Origin of the sequence: Pseudomonas sp. PDM01 (genome assembly GCF_014852325.1) — a bacterium.
GTDB classification, from domain to species: domain Bacteria; phylum Pseudomonadota; class Gammaproteobacteria; order Pseudomonadales; family Pseudomonadaceae; genus Aquipseudomonas; species Aquipseudomonas migulae.
Genome location: NZ_JACVBK010000006.1, coordinates 375,818 through 395,724, shown reverse-complemented (window position 1 = coordinate 395,724; position 19,907 = coordinate 375,818). Strand labels below are relative to the sequence as shown.

17 protein-coding genes are annotated in these 19,907 nt (G+C 58.2%); 12 read left to right on the top strand and 5 right to left on the bottom strand.

The window, feature by feature from the left end; all coding sequences use genetic code 11:
* Nucleotides 1-9 precede the first annotated feature (9 nt).
* Both IB246_RS17780 and IB246_RS17775 read left to right on the top strand, forming a co-directional pair.
* Nucleotides 10-450 (top strand): GlcG/HbpS family heme-binding protein, encoded by a 441-nt coding sequence (locus tag IB246_RS17780; RefSeq protein WP_008039877.1) that lies wholly within the window; start codon nt 10-12, stop codon nt 448-450.
* 197 nt (nt 451-647) lie between these two features.
* Nucleotides 648-1,106, top strand: a complete 459-nt coding sequence (locus IB246_RS17775) for an REP-associated tyrosine transposase (RefSeq protein WP_008039878.1) — start codon at nt 648-650, stop codon at nt 1,104-1,106.
* A 102-nt stretch (nt 1,107-1,208) separates the two neighbouring features.
* Here IB246_RS17775 and IB246_RS17770 read toward each other — a convergent pair whose 3' ends face one another.
* Nucleotides 1,209-1,814 (bottom strand): TetR/AcrR family transcriptional regulator, encoded by a 606-nt coding sequence (locus IB246_RS17770; RefSeq protein ID WP_008039884.1) that lies wholly within the window; start codon nt 1,812-1,814, stop codon nt 1,209-1,211.
* 134 nt (nt 1,815-1,948) lie between these two features.
* Between IB246_RS17770 and IB246_RS17765 the strand changes: the two genes are divergently transcribed.
* Nucleotides 1,949-2,863 (top strand): DUF808 domain-containing protein, encoded by a 915-nt coding sequence (locus IB246_RS17765; RefSeq protein WP_008039886.1) that lies wholly within the window; start codon nt 1,949-1,951, stop codon nt 2,861-2,863.
* A 156-nt stretch (nt 2,864-3,019) separates the two neighbouring features.
* On the opposite strand, the gene IB246_RS17760 is transcribed toward IB246_RS17765, so the two are convergent.
* Nucleotides 3,020-3,808 (bottom strand): VacJ family lipoprotein, encoded by a 789-nt coding sequence (locus IB246_RS17760; protein ID WP_008039888.1) that lies wholly within the window; start codon nt 3,806-3,808, stop codon nt 3,020-3,022.
* Nucleotides 3,801-5,099 carry a hypothetical protein gene (locus IB246_RS17755; RefSeq protein WP_008039890.1) on the bottom strand — a complete coding sequence of 433 codons (1,299 nt, stop codon included), beginning with the start codon at nt 5,097-5,099 and terminating at the stop codon, nt 3,801-3,803. Before IB246_RS17755 ends, IB246_RS17760 begins: the two co-directional genes overlap by 8 nt.
* Before the next feature lie 225 nt (nt 5,100-5,324).
* On the opposite strand from IB246_RS17755, the gene IB246_RS17750 reads away from it, so the two are divergent.
* Nucleotides 5,325-5,693 carry a hypothetical protein gene (locus tag IB246_RS17750; protein ID WP_008039891.1) on the top strand — a complete coding sequence of 123 codons (369 nt, stop codon included), beginning with the start codon at nt 5,325-5,327 and terminating at the stop codon, nt 5,691-5,693.
* A gap of 109 nt (nt 5,694-5,802) precedes the next feature.
* Here the strand turns inward: IB246_RS17750 and IB246_RS17745 are convergent, their stop codons facing one another.
* Nucleotides 5,803-7,398 (bottom strand): hypothetical protein, encoded by a 1,596-nt coding sequence (locus tag IB246_RS17745; protein WP_008039892.1) that lies wholly within the window; start codon nt 7,396-7,398, stop codon nt 5,803-5,805.
* A 301-nt stretch (nt 7,399-7,699) separates the two neighbouring features.
* Here IB246_RS17745 and IB246_RS17740 point away from each other — a divergent pair, with 301 nt between their 5' ends.
* From IB246_RS17740 to IB246_RS17730, 3 genes are all read left to right on the top strand, one after another.
* Nucleotides 7,700-8,551, top strand: coding sequence for a glycine betaine ABC transporter substrate-binding protein (locus tag IB246_RS17740; protein ID WP_008039894.1), 852 nt, complete (start codon nt 7,700-7,702; stop codon nt 8,549-8,551).
* 248 nt (nt 8,552-8,799) lie between these two features.
* Nucleotides 8,800-9,111, top strand: a complete 312-nt coding sequence (locus IB246_RS17735) for a DUF485 domain-containing protein (RefSeq protein ID WP_008026759.1) — start codon at nt 8,800-8,802, stop codon at nt 9,109-9,111.
* Nucleotides 9,108-10,766: a cation acetate symporter gene (locus IB246_RS17730; RefSeq protein WP_008039895.1), complete on the top strand. Its 1,659-nt coding sequence runs from the start codon at nt 9,108-9,110 to the stop codon at nt 10,764-10,766. Before IB246_RS17735 ends, IB246_RS17730 begins: the two co-directional genes overlap by 4 nt.
* A gap of 1,140 nt (nt 10,767-11,906) precedes the next feature.
* On the opposite strand, the gene gltA is transcribed toward IB246_RS17730, so the two are convergent.
* Nucleotides 11,907-13,196, bottom strand: coding sequence for a citrate synthase (gene gltA / locus IB246_RS17725; protein WP_008032658.1), 1,290 nt, complete (start codon nt 13,194-13,196; stop codon nt 11,907-11,909).
* 364 nt (nt 13,197-13,560) lie between these two features.
* On the opposite strand from gltA, the gene sdhC reads away from it, so the two are divergent.
* The 5 genes from sdhC to IB246_RS17700 all read left to right on the top strand — a co-directional run bounded on the left by sdhC (nt 13,561) and on the right by IB246_RS17700 (nt 19,883).
* A complete protein-coding gene (gene sdhC / locus IB246_RS17720; protein ID WP_017127965.1) occupies nt 13,561-13,935 on the top strand; it encodes a succinate dehydrogenase, cytochrome b556 subunit in 375 nt (124 codons plus the stop codon).
* The gene (sdhD, locus tag IB246_RS17715; RefSeq protein WP_008032661.1) at nt 13,929-14,297 is read left to right on the top strand and encodes a succinate dehydrogenase, hydrophobic membrane anchor protein; all 369 of its coding nucleotides are present in this window, start codon (nt 13,929-13,931) and stop codon (nt 14,295-14,297) included. The genes sdhC and sdhD overlap by 7 nt, the downstream gene beginning before the upstream one ends.
* Before the next feature lie 3 nt (nt 14,298-14,300).
* Nucleotides 14,301-16,076, top strand: a complete 1,776-nt coding sequence (gene sdhA, locus IB246_RS17710) for a succinate dehydrogenase flavoprotein subunit (protein WP_008032662.1) — start codon at nt 14,301-14,303, stop codon at nt 16,074-16,076.
* A gap of 11 nt (nt 16,077-16,087) precedes the next feature.
* The gene (locus tag IB246_RS17705) at nt 16,088-16,792 is read left to right on the top strand and encodes a succinate dehydrogenase iron-sulfur subunit (RefSeq protein WP_008032664.1); all 705 of its coding nucleotides are present in this window, start codon (nt 16,088-16,090) and stop codon (nt 16,790-16,792) included.
* A gap of 259 nt (nt 16,793-17,051) precedes the next feature.
* Nucleotides 17,052-19,883, top strand: coding sequence for a 2-oxoglutarate dehydrogenase E1 component (locus tag IB246_RS17700; protein WP_008032666.1), 2,832 nt, complete (start codon nt 17,052-17,054; stop codon nt 19,881-19,883).
* Nucleotides 19,884-19,907 lie beyond the last annotated feature (24 nt).

Sequence of the window (19,907 nt, the reverse complement as noted above, 5' to 3'; positions counted from 1 at the left end):
GACGGCACCATGAGCGCTTTAACCTTGAAAGTGGCAGTCAACCTGACCAGTCAGGCCATCTCCGCCGCGCGTGCAATCAACGCGGCCCCTTTGACCATCGCCGTGCTGGATGCCGGCGGACACCTGGTTTCCCTGCAACGCGAAGACGGCGCCAGCCTGCTGCGTCCGCAGATCGCCATCGGCAAAGCCTGGGGCGCCATTGCGCTGGGCAAAGGCTCACGCCTGCTGGCGCTGGACGCCCAGCAACGCCCGGCGTTTATCGCTGCGTTGAACAGCCTGGGGCAGGGCAGCGTGGTGCCGGCACCGGGCGGTGTGTTGATTCGGGATCAGGACGGGAATGTGCTGGGGGCGGTGGGCATCAGCGGGGATTTGTCGGATGTTGATGAACAGTGCGCGATCAATGCGATCGAGGCGCTGGGGTTGAAGGCGGATGCGGGGGTAGCAGCTTGAATCATGGGTGACTGATCCACCGCTATCGCCAGCAGGCTGGCTCCCACAGGGATCATCTGAGTGTCAGAAATCAACTGTGGGAGCCAGCCTGCTGGCGATGACAAACCGTCAGACACATCCATCTAAATGTCTGCCCCACCCTTGGGTAACATCAGAACTAGCCTTCTTCATGAATTAATCATGCAAGGGGCAAAGGAATGCCTGATCTACCCGCGTCAAATCGCCTGCGCATTGGCCGTTATACCGAGCCCAACCGGATTTATCTGCTGACTACCATTACACGCGACCGAGAGCCGATATTCAAAGACTTCACTTTGGGTAGAGTGGTGGTTAATCAATTTCGCTGCGCTCAGGATCAAGGTTTCGCTAATTCACTGGCCTGGGTGGTCATGCACGATCACTTTCATTGGTTGATTGAGTTGCAGAAGGGATCTTTGAGTGAGCTGATGCAAAAAACCAAGTCGATGAGCACCAAAGCCATAAATCAGTCTACCGGTCGAAGCACCAGTCTCTGGCAGAGAGGATTTCATGATCGGGCACTGCGGCGGGAAGAGGATTTGGTGAAACTGGCTCGATATGTAGTAGCCAACCCGTTGCGGGCTGGACTGGTCGGGAAGCTTGGCGATTATCCGTTGTGGGATGCTGTTTGGGTTTGAGCTGAAATCGAGTTGCCTTCATCGCGAGCAGGCTCACTCCTACAGGGAAATGCATTCAAAATGTAGGAGTGAGCCTGCTCGCGAAGCAGTCACCGCGGTCTATCAGTCCGGCTCACACCCTTTAAGCACCAACCGGATAATCGTCTGTGCCGCCGCTTCATAATCCTCTTCATCCAGCTTGGCCTTGCCGGTGATGGCAGTGATCTGCCAGTCAAAGTCGGCATAGGTCTGGGTCGCGGCCCAGATGCTGAACATCAGGTGGTTGGGGTCGATGGGGGCGATCTGCCCGCGGTCGATCCAGGTCTGGATGCAGTCGATGTTGTGTTTCGCCTGGCTGTTCAGTTGTTCGACCAGGTCGGCGCTCAGGTGCGGGGCGCCGTGCATGATTTCGCTGGCGAACACCTTGGAGGCAAAAGGCAAATCGCGGGAGATGCGGATTTTCGAGCGAATGTAGCCGCTCAGCACTTCACTGGGCACGCCGTCGGCGTTGAACGGCGTCGAGGCCTGCAGAATCGGCTCGATGATGCTTTCCAGAACCTCGCGGTAGAGGTTTTCCTTGGATTTGAAGTAGTAGTAGACGTTGGGCTTGGGCAATCCCGCCTTGGCTGCGATGTCACTGGTTTTGGTCGCAGCGAAGCCCTTGTCGGCAAATTCTTCACTGGCGGCACGCAGGATCAGTTCTTTGTTGCGCTCGCGGATAGTGCTCATAAACCAGGTGGTTCCTTGCCTGTTCTGGCGGTTGCGCATGGTAGCACCGGCCTCGCGCGGCGCTCAAGAATGCCCCATGTGGCGCTCGGCCGCGCTATGCTGCGCAGCATTCATTCCAGAAGGACACCTGATTCATGGCAGGAAGCAGTTTACTGTTGCTGATCGACGACATTGCCGCGGTACTCGACGATGTGGCGTTGATGACCAAAATGGCCGCCAAGAAAACCGCCGGCGTGCTCGGCGACGATCTGGCGCTCAATGCCCAGCAGGTCAGCGGCGTACGTGCCGAACGGGAAATCCCGGTCGTTTGGGCAGTGGCGAAGGGCTCGTTTCTCAACAAACTGATTCTGGTGCCGTCGGCGCTGGCGATCAGTGCATTCATTCCGTGGCTGGTTACGCCGTTGCTGATGGTCGGCGGTGCCTACCTGTGCTTCGAAGGTTTCGAAAAACTCGCGCACAAATTCCTGCACAGCAAGGCTGAGGACCAGGCCGAGCATGCGGAGCTTGTCGAGGCTGTGGCCGACCCGGCGGTGGATCTGGTGGCGTTCGAAAAGGACAAGATCAAGGGCGCCATCCGTACCGACTTCATTCTCTCTGCCGAAATCATCGCCATCACCCTCGGCACCGTGGCCGATGCGTCGCTGACCCAGCAAGTCATCGTGTTGTCGGGCATTGCCATCGTCATGACCATCGGCGTCTACGGCCTGGTAGCCGGCATCGTCAAGCTCGATGACCTCGGTCTGTGGCTGACCCAGAAACCCGGCCAGATGGCCAAAAGCATTGGCGGCGGGATTCTGCGTGCGGCGCCGTACATGATGAAAAGCCTGTCGGTGATCGGGACGGCGGCGATGTTCCTGGTCGGTGGCGGGATTCTCACTCACGGCGTGCCGGTGGTTCATCACTGGATTGAAAGTGTCAGCGCGGGGGCGGGCGGTGCGGGGTTTGTCGTGCCAACGTTGCTGAATGCGGTAGCGGGAATTGTGGCGGGTGCGGTGGTGTTGGCGGGTGTGATGGTTGTCAGCAAGATCTGGCGGGCAGTCAAACGCTGAACCTGTAGGAGCCGGCTTGCTGGCGATGGGATTTCAAACCCGATACAGTCCTTTCGGACGCCATCGCTGGCAAGCCAGCTCCTACAGTTGAATTGCGACAGGCATGAAAAAGGCCATTCGATTCACATCGAATGGCCTTTTTTTGTTGCCGATGAATTACTCGGCAATCTGCAACTTGCGCGACTCGGTGTACACGTAACGCACCTTTTCGTATTCGAATGGCGAGTTCAGTTGGCCGTAGCGGAAGCTGGTCTGGTGGCGCTTGTCGATGCTGCGCAGGGCCCACACTTCAGGGTGGTTGGAACTGACTTCGGAGACGTTCAGGAAGTTGATCGCCGATTCGGCGGTGAAGTCCACGGCCAGGCCGCCGGTGTCGCGGATGTTGGACGGGCCGAGGATCGGCAGCACGAAGTAGGCGCCGCCCGGTACGCCGTAGAAACCGAGCGTCTGGCCGAAGTCTTCGCTCTGGCGCGGCAGGCCCATGGCGGTGGCCGGGTCCCACAGACCGGCGATGCCGATGGTGGTGTTGAGCAGCAGGCGCGCAGTGGTTTCCATCGAACGCTGGCCCTTGAACTGCAACAAGCTGTTGAGCAGGTTCGGTACGTCGCCGAGGTTGTTGAAGAAGTTGCTGACCCCGGTGCGCAGGAAGCTTGGCGTGATGTAGCGATACCCGTCGACGACCGGCAGGAACACCCATTGGTCGAAGCGGTAGTTGAAGTGATACACCCGGCGGTTCCACTCTTCCAGCGGATCGTAGACAGCCAGTGCGCTGAGTGTCGAGCGCTCGAATTCGCGCTGGTCCAGGCCCGGGTTGAACTTGAGTTTGCTCAGTGGCTCCTTGAAGCCGTCACTGTCGACGACCACCGGGGCGTTGGCTTTGCTGTTGTCGGCATTGGCGACGCCTGCACAGAGTAACGCTGCGATAAGCAGGAGGTATTTAGCCACGGAAGAACTCCAGCATGGCGTCGCTGTTGACGCGATAGTTAAGGTTGCCGCAGTGGCCGCCCAGTGGATAAACAGTCAAGCGATCACCGAAAGTCTTGCGCAGGAAGCCGAGGTCACCCGGGCCAAGGATCACGTCATCTGCGTTGTGCATGACCGCGATTTTCGGGCTGTCGTGCAGGTAATCCTTCAGGGCATACAGGCTGACCTGGTCGATCAGTTGCAGCAGGCTGCCGCCGTCAGTGCGCGCACGCCACATCGGGATCACTTGTTCGGTGATGTAGCAGTCGAAGTCGCACTGCAGCGCACGCTTGAGGTACGGCGTGAGGCTGGTGCCTTCGGTGATGGGCGTTTTCGGCGGAGTGATCAGGCCGCGACGGTTGATCAGGTCCGAGGTGAAAGCGATGTCGGCCGCCGAGAAGCGGAACGACGTGCCGATCAGCATGGCCATCTGTTCGTTGGTCAGGTGCTGCTTGGACTGCTGGAAGTCGTAGAGCAGGGCGTCGTTGAGGTCGATGTAGCCTTTCTGCTGGAAGTAGCGGGTCAGTTTGTTCAGTACCAGTTCATAGAACGTGGTGGTGTTGGTGATGCCCTTGACCTCTGTCTGGACCAGCTTGTCGAGATTGGTGATCGAGGTGTAGAGGTTCACCGGAGGGTTCAGCAGCAAGACTTTCTTGAAGTTGAAGCTGCGGCGGGTTTCATCCAGATGCGCGACAAATGCGGCATCCAGCGCCCCCAGGCTGTAGCCGGTCAGGTAGTAATCGGTGACGGCCACTTTCGGGTTTTGTGCCCGCACGGCCTGCATCACCCGGTACATGTCTTCGGCGTCATCCTTGGTGATGCCGGGTGTGGCAAAGCGTGAAGCGGCGCTCATGAAGTCGAAGCTGGTGGGCGACGACAGTTGCACCACGTGGTAACCCGCCTTGTAGTAGAGCTTTTTCAGGTATTCGTTAAGGCTGCTGTCATAGCGCGCACCGGTGCCGGCGATCAGGAAGATCAACGGGGCGGCTTTATCCTGGGTGGCGATGCGGTAGGTCAGTTTCTTCACCGGCCAGAAGTTGTCCGGCAGTTCGAACTCGCGCTCCGGGCGCAGCGTGACGCTGCGGGTTTCCTGGTCGATGTCATCGTCAAGCGGCAACTCCGGACGCAGGTCCGGTGGCGTCGTGGCGATGGTCGCCTCGAACGGGTTGGTCAAGGGATAGCCATAACTGGCGGCGTCGATATCGACCGCCAGTGCGGACGCACTCAAGATAAGGCCGCTAAACAGGGCGGCGAAGCGCAAGGAACGGAGCATGACTGGATCCCTTATAGAAAGGTGCCGAATGAAGTTCGCAGGCTATGACCACGGGGGTTGCGCCAAAGTGCCATGTATCGACACCAATCAGGCCAAATTTCAGAGTAATAGTAGCTGGACGATACACTTTGCAGTGATTGAGTGCCCAGTTAACTGTTGTTAAGGCTTGCGTCAGGCTGCCGGGGGATTAAGCTGGCCGCCGTTTTTCGTTGATTGGAGTGCTTCATGTCCCGCCGTTTACCGGTAATTCTGCTGCTTGTTTTGCTGCCTTTATGGCTGGCCGCCAGTTATGGCGCGCGGTATGGCTTCATGGAGGATGCGCAATGGGTCGGCCTCTGCGTGGACGAGGCGAGCCGCTGGGAATGCCTGGTCCGTTCGAACCTGGGCCTGATGATTCATTTCCAGGTGTTGGGTTGGGTGGCAGTGGCCGCCGCCGTGATCGGCTTCGTGTTGCCGGGGCGGGCAGGGTGGTGGTTGGCGGTGTTGGCGTTGGTGTTCGGGTTTCCGGCGTTGGCGTTGTACAACACGACGATGGCTGTGTTTGCGGTGGTGATTGCAGGGCTGCGTCTGGTCCGGGCGTCTCGCGGCGCCTGACAGATCGCCATCGCGAGCAGGCTCGCTCCCACAGTAGATCTTCAGTGAACACATATTATGTGAACGATGGAGATCAAATGTGGGAGCGAGCCTGCTCGCGATGGGGCCATCAGCCCTTGCGAACCCGCAAACAGCGCCACAACGCCGCCACCATCAACACACTCACCAGCGCCCAGCCCCAGGCCTGCTGATTCTGCAAACCTTCGCGATACAGCTGCGGCGCAATGCCGGCACCGATGATGAAGGTCAGAAGCGCGATTTCACGACGTGGCACACTCACCGGCCGGCACAGATAAACCAGCGCGGGCAGGATGAAAGCTACGCTCGGAAAGCTGCGATAACGCGGATCGAACACCAGTTCGAGCATCATCACCGCCGCTGCAAAACCTGCTGTTGCCAGCAACCAGCCGGCCCGACGCTCCAGCACATTGAAGGTCCGTAGACGCCAGCCGCTGCGGTCACTCAGTGTCAGCGCTGCATGCACCAGTACCAACAGGTTCAAAGCCGTCAGCAACGCAACCCACAACCATTCACTGGTAAACCGGGTGGTGACGCGTGCCAGATCACCCCAGGCGCCAATCGAACAGGCCGCCAAAGCGCCGAGCAGCGGTAGCACCAACGCAGAGCGGGTACTGCGTACACGACCGCCAAGGATCAGCGTGCCAAGGAAAATCATCCCGCCCACCGCCAGCCATTGCGACCAGTACGGCACGTTCGACACCGGACCGGCCAGCACGCCCTTGTCCTGACGGTCGGCGTCAAACAGGCCCCAGTAACCACCAACGGCCCCTTCGCTGGCGCGTTTCCAGGGTTGGTCGAAGGCTTCGATCAGGTTGTAGTGCCAGCCTTCCTGTTCGGCCATGATCACAAAGCTGCGAATGAACTTGGCCTCATTGACCCGGCTCGGCAGCGCGGTTTCGCGTTGACGACCCTCGCTCGGCCAGCCGGTTTCGCCAATCATCACGTCCTTGGGGGCGAATTTGTTGCCGAACACCTGACGCACTTCGCGAACATGTTGCAGCGCGGCGTCGATGTTCGACGGATCGTCTTCCCAATACGGCAGCAGGTGAATGGTCAGGAAGTCCACCGCCGGGGCAATTTCCGGGTGTTTGAGCCAGAACTCCCAGACGTCGGCATAAGTGACAGGCTGCTTGACCTGGCTTTTGACCTTGTTGATCAGCCTGGCCAATTGCGCACCGGTGACTTCCTTGCGCAACAGGGCTTCGTTGCCGACGATCACCGACGTGACCACATCCGGGTTGGCGTTGGCCGAGGCGATCAGCAGGTCTACTTCTTTCTCGGTGTCCACCGGGTTGCTGTTCACCCACGCACCGATCATCAACTTCAGACCATGTTTGCGCGCCAGGTCGGGCAAGGCTTCAAGGCCGGTCATGGAATAGGTGCGAATGCATTCGAAGCGGGTGGCCAGCAGCGCGAGGTCGGCGTCCATGCGCTCGGGGCGCAACTTGAACGGCTGATCGAACGGCGATTGGTCCTTGTCGAATGGGGTGTAGGAGGCGCATTGCAGTTTGTGCGTCGCGCTGGCCACGTCCGGCAGAATCACCGGTTTGCCGAGGCCGTACCAAAAACCGCCGAGAGCAAAGAGCCCTAGCAGGCAGGCGAAAAGGTAAGGGAAAAAAGGAAAGCGTGATGTCGCGGGCATGGTCAGGCCGTCTGGGAGCAAAGCCGCGCATGTTACCCGCATTTGTCCCGCGCTTGGTGGCTCGCATAATTTTGACATGCAAAGTTCGGGCGGATCGCCCGAGGCCTTTCAGGTGCTCGTAATTAATGGCGTTCTGATGTCGTTTCTCGATGCCTTGAGGTCGCTGACAGCACAGGTTCAGGTTGGCGTCAGGTTGATTATCGATGCGTCAGTGTTCTCATTAATAAAACGCGCTGATGATCGTACGAGTTTGCGGTGAGGCGTGATGGGCGCGCAGTGCACCATAACAATACGTTGACGCGACTCGGCATCCGTCGAGCGCAGCACTTTCGGGGAAGTAACGATGAAGATGCGACGACTTTTAGGCGCGGGTGCCGCACTGGTACTTGCGATTGGCTCCACGATGGCCAATGCCGAGAGCAAAACCCTGAGCATCGGTTACGTTGACGGCTGGTCCGACAGCGTCGCGACCACCCACGTGGCGGCCGAAGTGATCAAGCAAAAACTGGGTTATGACGTGAAGCTGCAAGCCGTCGCCACCGGGATCATGTGGCAGGGTGTGGCCACAGGCAAACTCGACGCCATGCTGTCCGCCTGGCTGCCGGTGACTCACGGCGAATACTGGACCAAGAACAAGGATCAGGTCGTCGACTACGGCCCGAACTTCAAGGACGCAAAAATCGGCTTGATCGTGCCGGAGTACGTGAAAGCTAAAACCCTCGATGACCTGAAAACCGACGACAGCTTCAAAAAACGTATTGTCGGCATCGACGCCGGTTCAGGTGTGATGCTCAAGACCGAGCAGGCAATCAAGGACTACGACCTGACCGGTTACCAACTCAAGGCCAGTTCCGGCGCCGGCATGATTGCCGAGCTGACCCGTGCCGAGAAGAAAAACGAATCCATTGCCGTCACCGGTTGGGTGCCGCACTGGATGTTCGCCAAGTGGAAACTGCGCTTCCTGGAAGACCCGAAAGGCGTTTATGGCGCGGCTGAAACCGTGAACAGCATCGGCAGCAAAGAGCTGGCAACCAAAGCGCCGGAAGTGGCCAAGTTCCTGAAGAACTTCCAGTGGGCGTCGAAAGACGAAATCGGCGAAGTCATGCTGGCGATTCAGGACGGTGCCAAGCCTGAAGCCGCTGCGAAGGATTGGGTCGCCAAGCACCCGGAGCGCGTTGCAGACTGGACCAAATGATTTGAGCTGACGTTTCTGGTCAGCACTTCTCAAGGCCCCTTGGCATAACAGCCAAGGGGCTTTTTGCTTTCTGTAGGAGCCAGCTTGCTGGCGATGGCGTCAGAAAGATCGCCATCGCCAGCAAGCTGGCTCCTACAAATGGCGATTCTGTCATGTCGCTCTAATACTAAGGTCGTCTGGAACCTGCCCCGCAGCCGCATAGAGTGGATACCGTTCCAACAATAATCTGTGCTGCGAGGATAAAAACAATGAACGACAGCATTTACCTCTCGATTCAAAACAGCCCGCGCTTCAAGGAGCTGGTTAGTAAGCGAGAAAGGTTCGCCTGGATTCTTTCGGCGATCATGCTTGGTCTCTACTCCGGATTCATCCTGTTGATCGCTTACGGGCCGCATATTCTGGGCGCGAAAATCAGCCCTGAGTCATCGATTACCTGGGGCATACCGATCGGTGTCGGGCTGATTGTCTCGGCCTTCATCCTGACCGGGATCTACGTTCGACGCGCCAATGGCGAATTCGACGACCTGAACAATGCGATTCTCAAGGAGGCTCAGCAATGATCCGGCGTCTAATGGCTCTATTGAGCATCGCAGCTTTCGCACCTGGCGCCTGGGCGGCTGACGCCCTGACCGGCGCCGTACAGAAACAACCCCTGAACATTGCCGCGATCCTGATGTTCGTGGCGTTCGTCGGCGCAACGTTGTACATCACTTACTGGGCCTCCAAGAAAAACAACTCGGCGGCCGACTACTATGCGGCGGGCGGCAAGATCACCGGTTTCCAGAACGGTCTGGCGATTGCCGGCGACTACATGTCCGCGGCGTCCTTCCTGGGTATTTCCGCGCTGGTGTTCACCTCCGGCTACGACGGCCTGATCTACTCGATCGGCTTCCTGGTGGGCTGGCCGATCATTCTGTTCCTGATCGCCGAGCGTCTGCGTAACCTGGGTAAATACACCTTTGCCGACGTGGCGTCCTACCGCCTCGGGCAAACCCAGATCCGTTCGCTGTCCGCTTGCGGTTCGCTGGTGGTAGTGGCGTTCTACCTGATCGCGCAAATGGTTGGTGCCGGCAAGCTGATCCAGCTGCTGTTCGGCCTCGACTATCACGTTGCGGTGATCCTGGTCGGTATCCTGATGTGCATGTACGTGCTGTTCGGCGGCATGCTGGCGACCACTTGGGTGCAAATCATCAAGGCTGTGCTGTTGCTGTCCGGTGCCTCGTTCATGGCGCTGATGGTGATGAAGCACGTCAACTTCGACTTCAGTGCGCTGTTCTCCGAGGCGATCAAGGTTCACCCTAAAGGTGAGGCGATCATGAGCCCGGGCGGTCTGGTGAAAGACCCGATCTCCGCGTTCTCCCTGGGTCTGGCCCTGATGTTCGGTACTGCTGGCCTGCCACACATCCTGATGCGCTTCTTCACCGTGAGTGACGCAAAAGAAGCCCGTAAGAGTGTGCTGTATGCAACCGGCTTCATTGGTTACTTCTACATCCTGACCTTCATCATCGGCTTCGGCGCGATCCTGCTGGTCAGCACCAACCCGGCCTTCAAAGATGCGGCTGGCGCGCTGTTGGGCGGCAACAACATGGCGGCGGTGCACCTGGCCAACGCGGTCGGTGGCAGTATCTTCCTGGGCTTCATCTCGGCGGTAGCGTTCGCGACCATTCTGGCAGTGGTTGCCGGTCTGACCCTGGCCGGTGCTTCGGCGGTGTCTCACGACCTGTATGCCAGCGTGATCAAGAAAGGCAAGGCCAACGAGAAAGACGAGATTCGTGTTTCGAAAATCACCACCATCGCCCTGGCGGTGCTGGCGATCGGTCTGGGTATTCTGTTCGAGAAGCAGAACATTGCGTTCATGGTGGGCCTGGCGTTCTCCATCGCGGCGAGCTGTAACTTCCCGGTGCTGCTGCTTTCGATGTACTGGAAGAAGCTGACGACTCGCGGTGCGATGATCGGCGGCTGGCTGGGTCTGGTCAGTGCTGTTGGTTTGATGGTGCTGGGGCCAACCATCTGGGTGCAGATACTGGGTCACGAGAAGGCGGTCTTCCCGTATGAATACCCGGCGCTGTTCTCCATGGCCATTGCGTTTGTGGGGATCTGGTTCTTCTCGATTACTGACAAGTCGACTGCTGCGGATAATGAGCGGGCGCTGTTCTTCCCGCAGTTTGTTCGTTCGCAGACTGGGTTGGGGGCGAGTGGGGCGGTTTCGCACTAAGGCTTTGAGTTTGTCTGTGTAATTTGTGTTGAACAGAAATGCCCCGGTCGAGAGATCGGGGCATTTCTTTTGCTGCATTGCTTTTTGTAGGAGCGAGGCTTGCCCGCGAAGACGGCCTGACAGCCGACCATTTTCTTACAGATGTACATATCCATTTCTGCGGTAACGGTTGCTGACGGTTTCGCCCTTACGGCGACTCACTTTTTTTCAAACGCCAAAAAAAGTAAGCAAAAAAGGCTCGCCCCGAGCGTCCGGCCCCTCGCTAAGGCTCGGTGTTCCTTCGCTCCGGCATTCATCCGGGGGCATCGCCCTCCGGTTGGCTTCGCTGGCACCTACATGCGATGAGTTCGACTGCGTCGAACGGCGCTGCGCGCCAATCCCCGGATGAACACCTCCACTCAGCCTCCCGAAGGGGCGGGTGGATCAAGGTCAAAAGCCAAAGCAACAGCAAAATCAACGACCGGAGTGAGTTCCCTCTGTAGGAGCGAGCTTGCTCGCGAAAAACGCCCGGACAGCGCGCTCATCCAGACAATCCGCGCCATCGTTGACGTCCATCGCTGGCAAGCCAGCTCCTACAATTTTGACCGTGTGAACCCCATCTCGTGTAGGAGCCGGCTTGCTGGCGATGGCGCCCTTCCAGTCAATAAATGCGTCGACTGATCCACCGCTATCGCCAGCAAGCCGGCTCCTACAGAGAATTGGTGTACAGGTCCGGAATGAGTGAACGCAGCCAAGAAGGACAGCGCGGACATCCAAAGAGCCAGGCCGGCTTTCGGGCCGCCTCGGCGGCTGTGGCGGTACACGCCCCCTCGAGAGGCTGAGTGGAGGTTCTGCGCAGTGGGCAACCCGGCATGGATGCCGGGTTAGCCGCCCCCGGCCAGGGATGGCCGATGGCGGCGGGCCCACGGAGCAGGACCGGAGCGAGGGCATGGCGAGCATTAGCGAGGCACCGAACGAAAGGGGCAAGAGCCCTTGGTTACTTGGGGCTCTTCCAAGTGACTCGCCGTAAGGGCGAAACCATTAGTGGCCGTAACCGCAGAAACGGATACGCACACAACCCAAAGCGCACAAACAAAAACGGCCTCTATATAAATAGAGGCCGTTCCCGGTACAACTCAACACGCTATCGCAAGAAAGATCTTACTTGCGGTCTTCCAGCTTGGTGATGTCACGCGACTCGTAGCCGGTGTACAACTGGCGTGGACGGCCAATCTTGTACGGGCTGGAGAGCATTTCTTTCCAGTGGGAGATCCAGCCGACAGTCCGCGCCAGAGCGAAGATCACGGTGAACATGCTGGTTGGAATGCCGATCGCCTTGAGGATGATCCCCGAGTAGAAGTCGACGTTCGGGTACAGCGAGCGCTCGATGAAGTACGGGTCGGTCAGGGCGATCTCTTCCAGGCGCATGGCCAGTTCGAGTTGCGGATCGTTCTGGATGCCCAGTTCCTTCAGCACTTCGTCGCAAGTCTTCTTCATCACGGTGGCGCGTGGGTCGCGGTTTTTGTAAACCCGGTGACCGAAGCCCATCAACTTGAACGGATCGTTCTTGTCCTTGGCCTTGGCGATGAACTTGTCGATGTTCGACACATCGCCAATCTCGTCAAGCATGGTCAGGACAGCCTCGTTCGCGCCGCCGTGGGCAGGGCCCCACAGTGCAGCGATGCCGGCGGCGATACAGGCGAACGGGTTGGCACCCGAAGAGCCGGCCAGGCGTACGGTGGAGGTCGATGCGTTCTGCTCGTGGTCGGCATGGAGGATGAAAATCCGGTCCATGGCCTTGGCGAGTACCGGGCTGATCGGTTTGATCTCGCACGGGGTGTTGAACATCATGTGCAGGAAGTTTTCCGCGTACGTCAGGTCGTTGCGCGGGTACATCATGGGTTGGCCCATGGAGTACTTGTAAACCATCGCTGCCAGGGTCGGCATCTTGGCAACCAGGCGGATCGCGGAAATTTCGCGATGCTGCGGGTTATTGATGTCCAGGGAGTCGTGGTAGAAGGCCGAGAGGGCGCCAACTACGCCGCACATGACGGCCATCGGGTGGGCGTCGCGACGGAAGCCGTTGAAGAAGGTCTTCAACTGCTCGTGAACCATGGTGTGGTTCTTCACGGTGCTGACGAACTGGGCCTTCTGTTCTGCGGTCGGCAGTTCGCCGTTGAGCAGCAGATAGCAGGTTTCCAGGTAGTCCGACTTTTCAGCCAGCTGTTCGATCGGGTAGCCGCGGTGCAGCAGAATGCCGTTGTCGCCGTCGATATAGGTGATCTTCGACTCGCAGGAAGCGGTCGACATGAAACCAGGGTCAAAGGTGAAACGGCCCGTGGCCGTCAGGCCCCGAACATCGATAACATCGGGACCAACGGTGCCGGTTAAAATGGGCAGCTCGACGGGGGCTGCGCCCTCGATGATCAACTGCGCTTTTTTGTCAGCCATGTGGCCTCCTATTTATGCTTGAAATCATCAGACAGACCCCCCACGCAGGGCCCGCACCACTATAGTGAGATAAATTCGAATGTCAATTTGCCTAAAGTCTTGCTCCAGAAGGCTTTAACCGGACTTTTTCCTCGAAATTGACTGCCATTTACGCCTTTTATCCAACTTGTGCAATGCGCTATTAGGGGAAGGTGAACGCGTTGTCATTAGTAGCCTAACTGTCTATACTCGGCCACCGACCGCCAAGGGCTTTTGGGCTTGCTTTCATTGGGGGTCGCATCCCTGGGTGGTGGTTACCTGACCAGTGCACTCCCCAACAACTTTGCCCTGATTGTTAGGGGCTCTTCAGTGTGAAAAAAAAGCCGTGAAAAGCCAACGACCTGTAAACCTAGACCTAAGGACCATCAAACTCCCAGTCACTGCTTACACGTCCATTCTTCACCGTATCTCCGGTGTCATCCTCTTTGTCAGCCTGGCCATCATGCTTTACGCATTGGACAAGTCGCTGAGCTCCGAGGAAGGCTTCGGTCAGGTGAAAGCGTGTCTGACCAGTCCGCTAGCCAAGCTAGTGATTTGGGGCATCCTGTCCGCTCTGCTGTATCACTTGGTAGCCGGTGTGCGCCATTTGATCATGGACATGGGCATCGGTGAGACGCTGGAAGGCGGCAAGCTGGGCTCGAAAATCGTTATCGCCGTTTCCGTGGTGGTAATCGTTCTGGCAGGAGTTTGGATATGGTAACTAACGTCACGAACCTGTCGCGTTCGGGCCTCTATGACTGGATGGCGCAACGTGTGTCTGCGGTCGTTCTCGCGGCTTACTTCATCTTCCTGATCGGATACGTCGTTGCCAACCCAGGCATCGGCTACGCCCAATGGCATGAACTGTTCGCCAATAACTGGATGCGTATCTTCAGTCTCCTGGCCCTCGTTGCCCTCGGCGCTCACGCCTGGGTCGGCATGTGGACCATCGCGACCGACTACCTGACGCCAATGGCGTTCGGCAAGTCCGCGACCACTGTACGTTTCCTCTTCCAGGCAGTATGCGGCGTTGCGATGTTCGCTTACTTCGTCTGGGGTGTGCAGATTCTTTGGGGTATCTGATTCATGTCTACTACAGTTAATACGCTTTCGTTCGACGCCATCATCATTGGCGGCGGCGGTGCTGGCATGCGCGCTGCTCTGCAGCTGGCACAGGGCGGTCACAAGACTGCCGTTGTTACCAAGGTTTTCCCGACTCGTTCGCACACCGTATCCGCCCAGGGTGGTATCACCTGCGCCATCGCGTCTGCTGATCCGAACGATGACTGGCGCTGGCACATGTACGATACCGTCAAGGGTTCCGACTACATCGGTGACCAGGACGCTATCGAATACATGTGTTCCGTAGGCCCGGAAGCGGTCTTCGAGCTCGAGCACATGGGCTTGCCGTTCTCCCGCACCGAACAAGGCCGCATCTACCAGCGTCCGTTCGGCGGTCAGTCGAAAGACTTCGGTAAAGGTGGCCAGGCTGCACGTACGTGCGCCGCTGCCGACCGTACCGGTCACGCACTGCTGCACACCCTGTACCAGGCCAACCTGAAGGCCGGCACCGTATTCCTCAACGAATACTACGGCGTCGACCTGGTTAAGAACGAAGACGGTGCCTTTGTCGGCATGATCGTCATCTGCATCGAAACCGGTGAAACCTCCTACGTTCGCGCTAACGCGACCGTATTGGCGACTGGCGGTGCAGGTCGTATCTACTCGTCCACCACCAATGCCCTGATCAACACCGGTGACGGCGTCGGCATGGCTCTGCGTGCTGGCGTGCCGGTACAAGACATTGAAATGTGGCAGTTCCACCCGACCGGCATCGCCGGCGCCGGTGTACTGGTTACAGAAGGTTGCCGCGGTGAAGGCGGTTACCTGATCAACAAGCACGGCGAGCGTTTCATGGAGCGTTATGCTCCGAACGCCAAAGACCTTGCTGGTCGTGACGTTGTTGCTCGCTCGATGGTTAAAGAAATCATCGCCGGCAACGGTTGCGGTCCCGATGGCGACCACGTAATGCTGAAACTCGATCACCTCGGTGAAGAAGTTCTGCACAGCCGTCTGCCAGGCATCATGGAACTGTCCAAGACCTTCGCCCACGTCGATCCAGCCGTGGCGCCGATTCCGGTCGTTCCAACCTGCCACTATATGATGGGCGGCGTTGCCACCAACATTCATGGCCAGGCAATCACTCAGGACGCTGACGGCGTTGACCAGATCATTCCTGGTCTGTTCGCAGTAGGCGAAGTGGCGTGCGTATCGGTTCACGGTGCCAACCGTCTGGGCGGCAACTCGCTGCTCGACCTGGTGGTATTCGGCCGTGCGGCCGGTCTGTTCCTGGAGCAGACCCTGAAAGAAGGCGTTGATTACGCCCGTCCACGCCAGTCCGACATCGACGCTGCCCTGGCACGTCTCGATGGCCTGAACTCGCGTACCGAAGGCGAAGACGTCGCTACCCTGCGTAAAGAACTGCAAAGCTGCATGCAGAACTACTTCGGTGTATTCCGTACCGGCGAATACATGCAGAAGGGTATCGCTCAGCTGGCTGATCTGCGTGGCCGTATCGCCAACGTCAAGATCAACGACAAGAGCCAGGCGTTCAACACTGCTCGAATCGAAGCCCTGGAACTGCAGAACCTGCTGGAAGTGGCCGAAGCCACCGCCATCGCTGCAGAGATCCGCAAAGAGTCCCGCGGCGCTCACGCCCGTGAAGACTACGAAGATCGCGACGACGAAAACTGGCTGTGCCACACCCTGTACTTCCCGGGTGACAAGCGCGTGACCAAGCGTGCTGTGAACTTCTCGCCGAAGACTGTTCCGACTTTTGAACCTAAGATTCGGACTTATTAAGGGTGGCCGCCATGTTGCAAGTCAGTGTTTATCGCTACAACCCTGATCAGGACGCCGCGCCGTTCATGCAGGAATTCCAGGTCGATACCGGTGGTAAAGACCTGATGGTCCTGGACGTGCTGGCCCTGATCAAAGAGCAGGACGAAGGTTTCTCCTATCGTCGCTCTTGCCGTGAAGGCGTTTGCGGTTCCGACGGCATGAACATCAACGGCAAAAACGCTCTGGCATGCGTCACGCCGCTGTCTTCTGTCGTAAAAGGTAACAAGCTGATCGTTCGTCCGCTGCCAGGTTTGCCGGTTATCCGTGACCTGGTCGTCGATATGAGCATCTTCTACAAGCAATACGAAAAGGTTAAGCCATACCTGCAGAACGACACGCCGGCTCCGGCCATCGAGCGTCTGCAGTCCCCTGAAGAGCGTGAAAAGCTCGACGGTCTGTACGAGTGCATCCTGTGCGCTTGCTGCTCGACCTCTTGCCCGTCCTTCTGGTGGAACCCGGACAAGTTCCTGGGTCCAGCTGCTCTGCTGCAAGCGTATCGCTTCCTGGCAGACAGCCGCGACACCAAGACATCCGAGCGTCTGGCTGCGCTGGATGACCCGTTCAGCGTATTCCGCTGCCGCGGGATCATGAACTGTGTAAACGTTTGTCCGAAAGGCCTGAACCCGACTAAGGCCATCGGTCACGTACGTCACATGTTGCTGCAAAGCGGCGTGTGATTCAGCAGTACCCGTAGGACCGCTGTACCCGTAGATGCTACGGCGCAGGCTTCAACCGGCGCCGTAGTTTTAACCTGAGCAGCAGCTCACAAAGCTGCCGCTCTTATTTTGAAGAAATGAGACAAGCAGGGGCATCCGGGCTGGTACCCGGACTATCAGCGTGATCCTAAGTGGCTTGTTTTGGTCGCTGCATTCGGACTTCTGCAAGTTTGCTCGGTGTCGACGCCGATGGTGTTCCCCTAACCGAGGGTGACCAAGCATGCAAGAAAGCGTGATGCAGCGCATGTGGAACAGCGCCTACCTTTCCGGAGGTAACGCTGCCTATGTGGAAGAGCTTTATGAGCTCTACCTGCACGACCCTAACGCTGTGCCAGAAGAGTGGCGCACCTACTTTCAGAAGTTGCCGACCGAAGGCAACTCTGCCACCGATGTTTCGCACTCCACAATTCGCGATCATTTCGTCTTGCTGGCAAAGAACCAGCGCCGCGCCCAACCGGTTTCCGCCGGCAGCGTGAGCAGTGAGCACGAGAAGAAGCAAGTTGAAGTGCTGCGATTGATCCAGGCCTACCGTATGCGTGGCCACCAGGCAGCTCAGCTTGACCCGCTGGGACTGTGGCAGCGTCCTGCACCTGCAGACCTGTCAATCAATCATTACGGCTTGACCAATGCCGATCTTGATACGACCTTCCGTGCCGGCGACCTGTTCATCGGCAAAGAGGAGGCGAGCCTACGCGAAATTCACGAAGCGTTGCAGCAGACATATTGCCGCACCATCGGCGCTGAATTCACGCATATCACCGATTCCGAGCAGCGCCAGTGGTTCCAGCAGCGTCTGGAAAGCGTGCGTGGTCGTCCGACGTACTCCGCCGACATCAAGAGCCACCTGCTCGAGCGCGTCACTGCCGGTGAAGGCCTGGAAAAATACCTGGGCACCAAATACCCGGGCACCAAGCGTTTCGGTCTGGAAGGCGGCGAAAGCCTGATTCCGATGCTCGACGAGTTGATCCAGCGTTCCGGTTCCTACGGCACCAAGGAAATCGTGATCGGCATGGCCCACCGTGGTCGTCTGAACGTGCTGGTCAACACCTTCGGCAAGAACCCGCGTGAGCTGTTCGACGAGTTCGAAGGCAAGAAGAAGGTCGAGCTGGGTTCCGGTGACGTTAAATACCACCAGGGCTTCTCGTCCAACGTGATGACCGCCGGCGGTGAAGTTCACCTGGCCATGGCGTTCAACCCGTCCCACCTGGAAATCGTATCTCCAGTGGTCGAAGGTTCGGTTCGCGCCCGTCAGGATCGTCGTAACGACCCTACCGGTGAGAAGGTTCTGCCGATCTCCATCCACGGTGACGCGGCATTCGCCGGTCAAGGCGTGGTGATGGAAACCTTCCAGATGTCGCAGACCCGCGGTTTCAAGACCGGCGGCACCGTGCACATCGTGATCAACAACCAGGTCGGTTTCACCATCAGCAACCCGCTGGACTCGCGTTCCACCGAGTACGCGACCGACGTTGCGAAGATGATCCAGGCGCCGATCCTCCATGTGAATGGTGATGATCCGGAAGCCGTGTTGTTCGTGACCCAGCTGGCCATCGACTACCGCATGCAATTCAAGCGTGACGTGGTGATCGACCTGGTCTGCTACCGTCGTCGCGGCCACAACGAAGCCGACGAGCCTAGCGGCACCCAGCCTCTGATGTACCAGCAGATCACCAAACAGCGCACCACCCGTGAACTGTATGCCGATCGCCTGACTCAGAGCGGTGTGCTGGACGTTGAGCGTGTTCAGTCGAAAGTCGACGAATACCGCAACGCGCTGGACAACGGTCTGCATGTTGTAAAAAGCCTGGTCAAAGAGCCGAACAAAGAGTTGTTCGTGGACTGGCGTCCGTACCTGGGCCACGCCTGGACTGCACGTCACGACACGCGTTTCGATCTGAAGACCTTGCAGGAACTGTCCGCCAAGCTGCTGGAAATTCCAGAAGGCTTCGTGGTTCAGCGCCAGGTTTCGAAAATCTACGAAGACCGTCAGAAGATGCAAGCCGGCGGCCTGCCGATCAACTGGGGTTACGCCGAAACCATGGCGTACGCGACCCTGGCGTTCGAAGGTCACCCGATTCGCATGACGGGTCAGGACATCGGTCGCGGTACGTTCTCGCACCGTCACGCTGTCTTGCACAACCAGAAAGACGCGGGTACCTACATCCCGTTGCAGAACCTGTACAACGGCCAGCCACGTTTCGACCTGTACGATTCGTTCCTGTCCGAAGAAGCGGTTCTGGCGTTCGAGTACGGTTATTCGACCACCACGCCTGAAGCGCTGGTGATCTGGGAAGCCCAGTTCGGCGACTTCGCCAACGGTGCCCAGGTGGTTATCGACCAGTTCATCACCAGTGGCGAGCACAAGTGGGGCCGTCTCTGCGGTCTGACCATGCTGCTGCCGCACGGTTATGAAGGTCAGGGTCCGGAGCACTCGTCGGCTCGTCTGGAGCGTTACCTGCAACTGTGCGCCGAGCACAACATTCAGGTAGCCGTACCGACTACGCCGGCTCAGATCTACCACTTGCTGCGTCGTCAGGTGATTCGCCCGCTGCGCAAGCCATTGATCGTTCTGACTCCGAAGTCGCTGCTGCGTCACAAGCTGGCCATCTCGACTCTGGAAGATCTGGCCGAAGGTTCGTTCCAGACCGTTATCCCGGAAATCGATGCACTGGACCCGAAAAAGGTCGAGCGCGTTGTTCTGTGTAGCGGCAAGGTCTACTACGACCTGCTGGAAAAACGCCGTGCCGAAGGTCGTGATGACATCGCCATCGTGCGTATCGAGCAACTGTACCCATTCCCTGAGGACGACTTGAAAGAAGTCCTGGCTCCTTACACCAACGTCAAAAATGCCGTGTGGTGCCAGGAAGAGCCGATGAACCAGGGTGCGTGGTACTGCAGCCAACACCACATGCGTCGTAGCATCAGCAATCTCAACAAGTCTCTCGTACTTGAGTACGCGGGCCGTGAGGCTTCTGCTGCACCTGCATGCGGTTACGCATCGATGCACGCTGAGCAGCAGGAAAAACTGCTGCAAGACGCCTTTACTGTTTAACGCCTTCGCGCACCTGAAACCGAA

What these genes read in the sequence shown, in the direction of transcription:
- IB246_RS17705 (WP_008032664.1), top strand. Translation starts at nt 16,088, where the DNA reads ATGTTGCAAGTCAGTGTTTATCGCTACAACCCTGATCAGGACGCCGCG.
- IB246_RS17750 (WP_008039891.1), top strand. Translation starts at nt 5,325, where the DNA reads ATGTCCCGCCGTTTACCGGTAATTCTGCTGCTTGTTTTGCTGCCTTTA.
- IB246_RS17775 (WP_008039878.1), top strand. Translation starts at nt 648, where the DNA reads ATGCCTGATCTACCCGCGTCAAATCGCCTGCGCATTGGCCGTTATACC.
- IB246_RS17780 (WP_008039877.1), top strand. Translation starts at nt 10, where the DNA reads ATGAGCGCTTTAACCTTGAAAGTGGCAGTCAACCTGACCAGTCAGGCC.
- IB246_RS17740 (WP_008039894.1), top strand. Translation starts at nt 7,700, where the DNA reads ATGAAGATGCGACGACTTTTAGGCGCGGGTGCCGCACTGGTACTTGCG.
- IB246_RS17745 (WP_008039892.1), bottom strand. Translation starts at nt 7,398, where the DNA reads ATGCGGGTAACATGCGCGGCTTTGCTCCCAGACGGCCTGACCATGCCC.
- sdhA (WP_008032662.1), top strand. Translation starts at nt 14,301, where the DNA reads ATGTCTACTACAGTTAATACGCTTTCGTTCGACGCCATCATCATTGGC.
- IB246_RS17730 (WP_008039895.1), top strand. Translation starts at nt 9,108, where the DNA reads ATGATCCGGCGTCTAATGGCTCTATTGAGCATCGCAGCTTTCGCACCT.
- IB246_RS17770 (WP_008039884.1), bottom strand. Translation starts at nt 1,814, where the DNA reads ATGAGCACTATCCGCGAGCGCAACAAAGAACTGATCCTGCGTGCCGCC.
- sdhD (WP_008032661.1), top strand. Translation starts at nt 13,929, where the DNA reads ATGGTAACTAACGTCACGAACCTGTCGCGTTCGGGCCTCTATGACTGG.
- IB246_RS17735 (WP_008026759.1), top strand. Translation starts at nt 8,800, where the DNA reads ATGAACGACAGCATTTACCTCTCGATTCAAAACAGCCCGCGCTTCAAG.
- IB246_RS17755 (WP_008039890.1), bottom strand. Translation starts at nt 5,099, where the DNA reads ATGCTCCGTTCCTTGCGCTTCGCCGCCCTGTTTAGCGGCCTTATCTTG.
- gltA (WP_008032658.1), bottom strand. Translation starts at nt 13,196, where the DNA reads ATGGCTGACAAAAAAGCGCAGTTGATCATCGAGGGCGCAGCCCCCGTC.
- IB246_RS17765 (WP_008039886.1), top strand. Translation starts at nt 1,949, where the DNA reads ATGGCAGGAAGCAGTTTACTGTTGCTGATCGACGACATTGCCGCGGTA.
- IB246_RS17700 (WP_008032666.1), top strand. Translation starts at nt 17,052, where the DNA reads ATGCAAGAAAGCGTGATGCAGCGCATGTGGAACAGCGCCTACCTTTCC.